General features: G+C 53.9%; 1 protein-coding gene. It reads right to left on the minus strand.

Annotated elements, in window-relative coordinates:
• The coding region (locus BFP75_RS11040) for a PQQ-dependent sugar dehydrogenase (RefSeq protein WP_206073544.1) at positions 1-1,946 on the minus strand (1,946 nt) is incomplete at both ends.

Below are 1,946 nucleotides of genomic sequence, written 5' to 3' on the forward strand. Positions count from 1 at the left end.
AAGGCTGTTCATCAACCTCAGGTCGAACTGCGGGCGCAGATCGTTCGCGGGCTGGTGGCAGTAGGCACAGTTCAGGTCCATGTAGGAACGTGCCTTTTCCTCCAATCCGGCATTCGGGTCGTTGATCGAGGTGTGGGTCAGGAAATTGTCCGTGTCCGCGTCCGTTATCGTCTGGTCCAATATCCCCAAGTGGCTCAAGGTAACCAATTGGTTCGCCGATACACCATTGGGATCATGCTGAGAATAATCGTAGTCGCTGTTCAAATAGCGTGTCCTGGGGCCCAAGGTACCCTGGGAGGCGGGGTTGTGGCAATTCAAACATTCGTTCGTGGACGGGTAGCGCCAGGTTATTTCCTCGTTCGTTGTTTCGTTTATCGTAAGGGCCTCGCTCAGACCCGTACTCATGTCCACCAAGAAAGCTTCCGTCTCGGCCTGGTTCCAGTTGTAGGACAAGAAGGTCCAGTTGCCGTTGCTGTTTTTAATGGAAAAACGTGTCTCTATCTTCTTGGTCGTACTTATACCATTGGCGTCCACAATGGGGTAATCAAAATGTTTTATTAGTACGGAACCCACAGGGAATACCCAGGTGCCGTCCTCTGAATATTGGATAGGTTGCGGGGTACCCATAGGATTAGGTACCGCCAACCATCGTTTCTTGTAGGCCCCGTCCGACCAGAAGGGATCGATCATCTCGTAGGGAACGAATCCATCGGCAACGATAAGGTTCTGTAAGTCCGTAAAGGCGCCCGTAGCTGTCAAGGTCTGTGGCATACCGCTGGTCACGCCGGGCTCCACGAACCGGTAAAGTGGCACGTTGTTCCCTTGGGTCAGGTAGAAGATGTCACCATTGGCGTTCTCCCCGAAGGAAATGGGCCTTCCTGGCAAAGTGCCCAGGGTCTCATAATCCCCGCTGACGATGTCAACCGAAAATATCTTCCGGGTACCCCAGTCGGCAGTTATGAACTTGCCATTGAAAGCAGTGAACTCCGTACCCCTGTATACATGTCCACCGATAATGGAAACGGCGTCCGTACGGTCAAATTCGGTCAAGGGGCCTTCATGGGGCATATTGTCAAGCATCGAAATACCACAGTCGTAGTTTGGTGGAGGGTCGTTGCCCTCCCAGATAGGCCATCCATAGTTCTTCCCGGCAGAGACCACGTTGATCTCATCATGGGTGCTCTCCCCTACATCGCCGATATAAAGTTCACCTGTCTGGGAGTCCTTGCTCATCCTATGAGGACTACGGATACCCAACGTATAATATTCCTCGAAGGTAGCACCCGTAGGGCTCTGGAAGGGATTGTCGTCCGGTATAAAATAGAACTGGCCCGTAATCTCGTCCGTCTCCCCCGTATCCTGGGGCATTGTCCTTATCGGGGCATGGCCCGTCGAAGGGTCCATGTCAACATCGATCCGTAGCACACCGCCGTCCAAATTGTCCGTAATGTCCTGCGCGCTCACCGCACGGCCCTGTTCCCCCGTGGCCACATAAAGATACCCGTCGTTGCCGAACTCCATAGCGCCACCACGGTGGGTCGAGTTCAGCATGCGCCGCTTCATCAAGGTGACCTTGGTGTTGGCAACATAGGCCATCGTGACGGGGTTCAACTCGAAACGCTCGAGGTTCAAGTAATTGCCGTGAAACTCGTCGTTGAAACAACCGAAGGTACCGGAGGCACCCCCGCCCACGCCTGCGGCAGGGTTGCCGGGATCCGTAGTGTAATAAATGTAAACATGGTTTTTCCCCGGGGTGCCGAAATCAGGGTGTAGCTCCAATCCCAAAAGACCGCCGTCCCAGACTTCCTTCACTCCGTTGACCGGTATGGCATCGCCTACAGCTGACGAAAAGTCAACGAGTAGGTTCTTTATAGGGTTGGCGACATCGTCCATCCAATAAATCTTTCCGTCCAACTGGCCGATGACGATCCGTGACTGGCCGGGCA

The sequence above is a fragment of the Maribacter sp. 4G9 genome (assembly GCF_002742265.1).
In the GTDB taxonomy this organism is placed as follows: Bacteria; Bacteroidota; Bacteroidia; order Flavobacteriales; family Flavobacteriaceae; genus Maribacter.